Origin of the sequence: Pedobacter sp. (assembly GCF_039594775.1) — a bacterium.
Taxonomy (GTDB): Bacteria; Bacteroidota; Bacteroidia; order Sphingobacteriales; family Sphingobacteriaceae; genus Pedobacter.
On the sequence record NZ_JBCNMT010000013.1, the window covers coordinates 40,648 to 47,730 of the forward strand.

General features: G+C 37.6%; 5 protein-coding genes and 1 rRNA gene. 2 read left to right on the forward strand and 4 right to left on the reverse strand.

From position 1 onward, the window contains the following. Positions 1-170 precede the first annotated feature (170 nt). Both ABDV71_RS19650 and ABDV71_RS19655 read left to right on the forward strand, forming a co-directional pair. On the forward strand, positions 171-659 hold the full coding sequence (locus ABDV71_RS19650) for a GNAT family N-acetyltransferase (RefSeq protein WP_343535621.1): 489 nt from the start codon (positions 171-173) through the stop codon (positions 657-659). 7 nt (positions 660-666) lie between these two features. Beyond that, positions 667-1,155 (forward strand): MarR family transcriptional regulator, encoded by a 489-nt coding sequence (locus ABDV71_RS19655; protein ID WP_343535623.1) that lies wholly within the window; start codon positions 667-669, stop codon positions 1,153-1,155. A gap of 4 nt (positions 1,156-1,159) precedes the next feature. On the opposite strand, the gene ABDV71_RS19660 is transcribed toward ABDV71_RS19655, so the two are convergent. From ABDV71_RS19660 to rrf, 4 genes are all read right to left on the reverse strand, one after another. Next, the gene (locus ABDV71_RS19660) at positions 1,160-4,039 is read right to left on the reverse strand and encodes an outer membrane beta-barrel protein (RefSeq protein WP_343535625.1); all 2,880 of its coding nucleotides are present in this window, start codon (positions 4,037-4,039) and stop codon (positions 1,160-1,162) included. 12 nt (positions 4,040-4,051) lie between these two features. Beyond that, entirely contained in the window at positions 4,052-4,867 is an 816-nt protein-coding gene (locus ABDV71_RS19665; RefSeq protein WP_343535627.1) for a hypothetical protein, read from the reverse strand. A gap of 116 nt (positions 4,868-4,983) precedes the next feature. After that, on the reverse strand, positions 4,984-6,750 hold the full coding sequence (locus ABDV71_RS19670; RefSeq protein WP_343535629.1) for a S8 family peptidase: 1,767 nt from the start codon (positions 6,748-6,750) through the stop codon (positions 4,984-4,986). A gap of 247 nt (positions 6,751-6,997) precedes the next feature. Beyond that, positions 6,998-7,083: ribosomal RNA gene (rrf, locus tag ABDV71_RS19675) — 5S ribosomal RNA — on the reverse strand; the annotation flags it as partial.

Consider the following 7,083-nt stretch of genomic DNA (forward strand, 5'->3'; position numbering starts at 1 on the left):
CTTTTTCATATAGATTAATTCCCCTATGTGTCTATGTGGTTCATTTAATTAAAAAATATAACCACATAGACACATAGAAAATGTCATAACATTAACGAAATATTGTGATTATCCATCATATTTTAAAAAATATTTGAATTTATGTATTTAACTACGTAGTTTTATACATTATGAATATCAACATCGTTCCAATCTACAATAATGACAGCGAGGCTGTGATTAACATCATTTTACCAATACAACAAAATGAGTTCAATATCGCCATCGGGATCAAAGACCAACAAGACCTTTTAACCATTGAAGAATTTTACCATCATGGCGGAGGTCATTTTTGGGGAGCCAAAATTGATGGGGAATTAGTGGGGACCATAGGTCTGATTAAGTGCAGTGATGACTTTGGCGCCATTAGAAAAATGTTTGTGAAGAAAGAATATCGAGGCAAAGAATATGGGATTGCACAGCTTTTATTGGATACCTTAATGGCCTATAGCAAAGAAATTGGCTTAAAAAGCTTATACTTGGGAACAAAAGATGTTTTACAAGCAGCGTTACGCTTTTATGAAAAAAATGGCTTCTCTTTGATTGAAAAGAGCGAATTACCAAAAGCTTTTCCAATTATGCCCGTAGATAATGTCTTTTGTCGTTTATCATTCAAATAGGTAAAAGATGAATATTATCAATAGTGTAGGTGCTTTAGCTTTATCAACTCGTTTACAAGTACTGAGTGAACAGTTACGTAAAGACGGTGCCTTATTATACAAGGAATACGACATCAATTTTGAGCCTAAATGGTTTCCAGTTATTTACACACTTCATCAGAAAAAAGAACTAAGCGTAGTCGAAATCGCAACGGAAATTGGCTATAGCCATCCATCAACCATCAGTCTGTTAAAAGAATTAGAAAAAGAAAAAATTGTTCAATCCAAAAAGGACAAGGCCGATGAGCGCAAACGAATTATTTCTTTAAGTACAAAAGGCGAAGAGCTGATTGTAAAAATGCTTCCCGTTTGGTCTATCATTAACAGCGCTCTAGAAGAAATCATTGATAATGAGAACAACCTCTTGAAAGCCATTAACGAAGCCGAAGAGAAAATCAAGAGGTCAAGTTTCTTTCAACGTGCACTAATCATAAAAGAAAAAGCGGGATTAAAGTAGCTTGTTATTGATAAAAGCTACCATCTCCCCTACGCATCATTGGTCTACCATTACGGTTTCTTGCTCCTGTCCATTTTTGTAAGCGTACATTAGCCCTCAACATAAAATATCGGCTCAAAGCATTGGTACGAGTTTCCGTCTTTACCAAATCTGTAACATTGAGGTTTACAAAATTGTTTTGTTTCAAAAGGTCAAAAGCTTGAAAGGTGATAGATGCCCTACGCTTCCAAAATTCTTTCTGCACATAGGCATTAATCACTAATGGGTTGCTGGTGATATTGGCGTCGATTCCACTTACAAAATTTTTACTGGCGCTGTAACCAAAAATAAGCGATTGCCACATGTAAAAACGACCATCTATATTAAAGGCCAAAGTTTTAGTATTCACCCTGTTTGTACTAATGGTATTTTGAGATTTGGTAATATTATATGACACGTTAGGATTCACTTCCAACCATTCATTTGGATTGATACGAGGTCCAAAACGTTCGGTAATATTCCAGGTACTGGTAATGCTTTCCAAGTTATTACTCATGGAAACGCCATGATTGTAATTTACATTTCCGCTTAAAGACAGGTTGTACTTGCGGTTGTTCAATTGCTTGCTTACCGAATAATTACCGCCAATACGATAGCTGCCATTCATGTTCACGTAATGGGTTTCATTGCGCAACAGTTGATTATTGTTATTGAAAATCTGCACCATATTGCTCACTACGGAGTTATCAATAAAAGTTGCATTTAAATTAACGGAGTAATTGAGCTTTTGATTGGCGATGTAATTGTTATAACTGGTGTTAATAGAATGGTTAAAAGTAACCTTCAAATCTGGATTACCTACAATCGTATTTTGTGGATTTGATACATCTCTAACTGGTTGTATTTGATCAAAAGTTGGTTCCTTTGCATTACCAGAGTAATTGATTTGTATACTATGGGTTCGCGACCAAGCGTATTGAAACCTGGCGATAGGAATCAAATTAAAACTATTACGATTGGTAGTCGTTCCCAGACTTACTTTTGTGCCGCTTAACACTGCAGGTACCCCAGTAATTCCCACTGAAAACCGCACCTTTGAGGTGTTTGATAAACCATAACGGTAATTCAAGGCGATACGAGCTTGTGTAAAAGAATAATCGTAGATATTACTGAGGGAATCTACCACTTGCTTATTATCCAAGGCATCTATATTGCTCGTAATTGCCCTATTGTCATAGCCATTGTAGGTAATCTGACCATTAAATTCCAATTGACTATTTGCAGCCAAGGGCTCTACGTAAGTTAAACTCCCTCGGTAATTATTGGTCAAGTTTCTTCGTTCAATTAAACGATGCACCAAAGAATCGAGCACATTAATATCATCCTTATAGAACTTGGTATTTCGTTCCTGATCTGATTCTTGATCAGACGTGTTAAAGCTAAATTGAGCTGAGAAATTTCTACGCGGCTTATTAAAAATATGTTGATAGAATACGGTAGCACCAATATTAGGTCTGGTGTTTTTACCTGAGCTATTGCCTAATTGATTTTGAGTGATTAATGCCCCCGATTGTCCTATGCTGGATAGGCTACTATTAGTAGTAGAAGAATAGCTAATTTCTGGCGTAACCCTTAAAAAGTTATTGCTGTCGATATTTGCCTCTAGTTCGAAATTAAAATTATGGCCCTTGGTTTTATTATCCCTTTCGCTTTCATTGGTCGAGAAAATAGTTCCATTGGTACTGTATATTTCAGATAAACTACTGTTTAATGAATTTACATTACTGAAATTATAGCGATAGTTGGTATTGATTTGTATTTTTTTACCAAGTTGATCTCTGTATGAAAATGCTGAAGAACCTGTATTAGTGGTACCACCACTTCCGCCCGAAGAATTGCCATTGTTACCGCCTGAACCACCACTAGCTGCTCCTCCACGACCACCACCAGTATTTCCTCCATTGCCTCGGCCTCCGCCATTACTCGGCATCGCATCACCACCCATAGTACCCGTATTTGCTACACCATTTACGGTGTTGTTTAGCCTTAAATTTACCGCAATATTCTGATTGCCGTTAAGCCTTGTTCCAAACACCGAACTTTCATATCGTTCATTACTACCTCCTCCAGCGGTGATGTTAGCAGAATTTCCTACAGATTTATCAGCACGAGTAACAATATTTAATATCTTTTCGGGATCTCCGTCCTTAATACCCGTTCTGGCTGCTTGATCGCCATAATCATCTACAATTTGGATCTTATCTACAATTTCAGCAGGTAAGTTTTGTATAGCCGTGCTTATATCTCCCCCAGCATAGACCTTTCCGTTTATTTTCGCTTTAGTTACATTATTTCCTTGGTGGACCAAACTGCCGTCTGTACCCACTTCCATGCCTTCCATTTTTTTTAGGAGCTCATCAACCGTAGCATTTTCTCTTACAATGTAGTCGCTGGCCTTATATTCCACCGTATCTGTTTTATAGGTAATGGAAGGAGTTCCATTAATAACTACTTCATTTAGGGTATTAGACATAGAACGCAAAACAATAGGATCCATCACAATTCTAGGAATGGCATCATTTTGCTTGTATTTATTGATTTGCTGCTTATAACCAAGCATTGTAAAACTCATCGTATAAGTGGCAGATTTTACATTTTTAAAGACGAAAATCCCATCTGGATTAGTACTGGTCACCAAGGTATCTTTCTCCGACGTTAACCTGATGGTAACTCCTGGAACACCCAAATCGGTAGTGTCTTTTACAATACCACTAATTTCCCTAACAGCTACTGGAGGTGGAACATTTTTACCTTTAGGTGTACTCTGTGCTTGCAGTTTTAAATTGGCTAACAACAAAATAGCAACTACCGCCAGTCCACACAGGTAATTCTTAAGATTTCTCATAGCAGCTACAGGTTACTTTTGAAGAACATATTTACCCCAAAAATCGGTAGCTGTCATTAAATCTTGGCGAGCAGCATTCGTATTCGCTCCACTACCAAAATTACCAGCTCTAGCATTCCCACCACCAAAAGCAGGACCTGCATTAGCTCTCATCGCAAAATTACCGTTATTAGGCAGACCATTAAGTTTGATTTGATAAGCTATTTCATTAGTGCTACCTGCGGCAATTTCCAATAAGGATAATGGAATAGCTGCTTCGTAAATATAAGCCCCTTGCTCGTCCATCTTAGCAACCGCTTTAATACCGTACTCGTTATAAATAGAGATTAAGGTATCGGAAATTTGTTTAAATCCTAAGGCTTTAATTTCCTTTACTGAGGCTAATTGGGTTTTACGTTGCGCTAACGTAATCGAATCTCTTTCCTTTTGGCTCTGTTCCTGTCCAGCTCTTTGTCTATTTTGCCCCATATTCCCTCGATTACCACTTGCCCTTACAATAAGTGGATAGGTAATCACAAATGCATCCTGTTCTCTCTTTTTCCCTTTGGTGTTAATTGTAAATGAAATTCCGCCCGCCATAATTTTGGTAATGGTTTCATGATCACTTGCCTTAATGGCCAGATAAAGATTTTTGTCATCATTAGCAATGGTATATAACAAACTTGTTCTTTTGTTTTCTGCTGCAAAAGCGTCCCATTCCAGGTTCTTTCCATCGATACGAACAGTACTTGGTACCAAAATACCTTTAACTTGCACATCTGGCAGTTTTTGGGCACTGACGCCAATACTCAATAAAAATATGGGCAAAAGAGTGTAAAATAGCTTCATTTGTGGTGGTTTACATTTGTGGTGAATTTAGATAGACATCAATAATGGAAAAAGGATTAAAACTAGAACGCAAAAAAAATCCCCAGCTAAGCTGAGGATTTACAATTTTATATGAATTATTTAGCAGAAGATTTATAATTCTCTGCCAGCTTTAAGGCATTATATGCATTGACAATTCCGCCACTCACACATAAATCTGAAAAATTAGCACGTACGGTTTCATCTTTATCATTTTTGTATTTCACTTTTCGCACAACTTTGGTTACCGCCTTCATGATGATATCTTTCACGTCTACCGCTGTTAACTCTGGATGATAGCTCAAAATCAAAGCCGCTAAACCAGTAACTACTGGAGCTGCCATACTTGTGCCGTCAAACTCTTCATATTTTGAATTGGGAACTGTAGAATTAATCATAAAACCTGGAGCAAATACATCTACATTATATTTACCGTAATTAGAGAAAGAAGCTTTTAAGTCGTCATTATCTTTATATGCACTAGCACCTACCTCTATCCAATTTTTAGCATGTGGAAGTTGATATTTTGCGCTATCTAAAACAGGCTTAGCAAAAGGATCTTTTTTGGGAGCTGGAGCCGGACCACCGTTCATTCGATTAGTAGGCGGCATTGGAGGAAACATGCTCACTTGCGGTTTGTTTTTTTTCGCATAAGCTTCAGCTTCCGGACTGTCGTAATATTTATTCGGGAAATTATCTGTTATATCGTTATTCTGATTATCATTTCCAGCAGCATGTACTAACAATACCCCTTTTGCTTCCGCATATTTTATCGCTTCATCAACTACTTTTTTATCCCACTTATATCCTTTTCCAAAACTCATATTGATTACTCTCGCTCCATTATCTACCGCATATCTAATTCCGTTGGCTACATCTTTATCTCGCTCATCCCCTTGTGGAACCACTCTGATGGTCATAATGCTTACATTATTCGCAACTCCTTTAATGCCGATATCATTATTTCTATTTGCTCCAATAATTCCCGAAACGTGTGTACCATGATCTGCATCAGGGCCAATCACATCTGAGTTACCGTAAATACGCTCATTAGAATTTGCATAATCATCACCAACAAGCGCTGCTCTTTCATCATATTTTTCATTTAGGTTATACTTCAGCATCTGTTCAAGTTCTTTATGTCCTTTTTGAATGCTTTCGTAAAATTTCTCTATACTTCCTTCATCTTTAGATCCTTTACGAACAATCTTTTTAATATACTCCTCCAACTCATCATCAGCCTTATATTTCTCCATATCTTCTAGTGATGGGATTTTCTTCTGATTAACCATCGCAACCGAATCCATTACCTTTTTTATGGCGATATAGATAGGAAATGCAGCACTAGCCTCATCATATTTCTTCCCAAAATCGGACACTACTCTTTTATACAGCGCATATTCTTCTTTCTCTGCACTATCTAAAACTGTACTCCTAATAACAGATCTATATTTAGGTTCGAGCTTACGTTTTATCCTTACTAACTCTAAATTATCATAAGCTAAATTGCCATTTTTCGAACCAATAAAGTTCCATCCATACACATCGTCAATGTATCCATTACCATCATCATCGATACCGTTTCCAGGAATTTCTTTCGTATTGGTCCAAAGTACATCCTTTAAATCTTCATGCTTAATATCTGTACCCCCATCAATAACGGCCACCACAATTTTCTGCTTGGGCTTTTTATTCTTTAACAGCTCTGTATAAGCTTTCTCGGTACTGATCCCGAAATAGCCATCAGCTGTTAAATCTAAATTGAACCAATTGGGAGGTAATTTGACATTTTTATCTTGGGCATAGCCTTGATTAAAAGAAACCAATAAGGCAAAAGCGATTATAATTATTCTATAAACTCTCATTTTAACTCTTTCAGTGTATATCTTAATATACAAAAATAACCATTAAAAGAAGCTACAGTGCGGTTTAGAAAAAAACTTTAACAAAAATTAACAGAAATGACGGGCATCGGCGGCTGTATTGCCCGCACACGGGGGATTAGGGGGCCTGCGGTAACGGGACGCTGCCCCGCTGTTGCCCGTATGAGCATATTTCCTAAAAGTCAGGCCACAAAAAAAGCCCCCGACATTTCTGAAGGGGGCTTGTAAGGATAGGCACCGACCTACTCTCCCACGTGTTACCGCAGTACCATCGGCTCTGGCGGGCTTAACTTCTCTGTTCGGAATGGGAAGAGG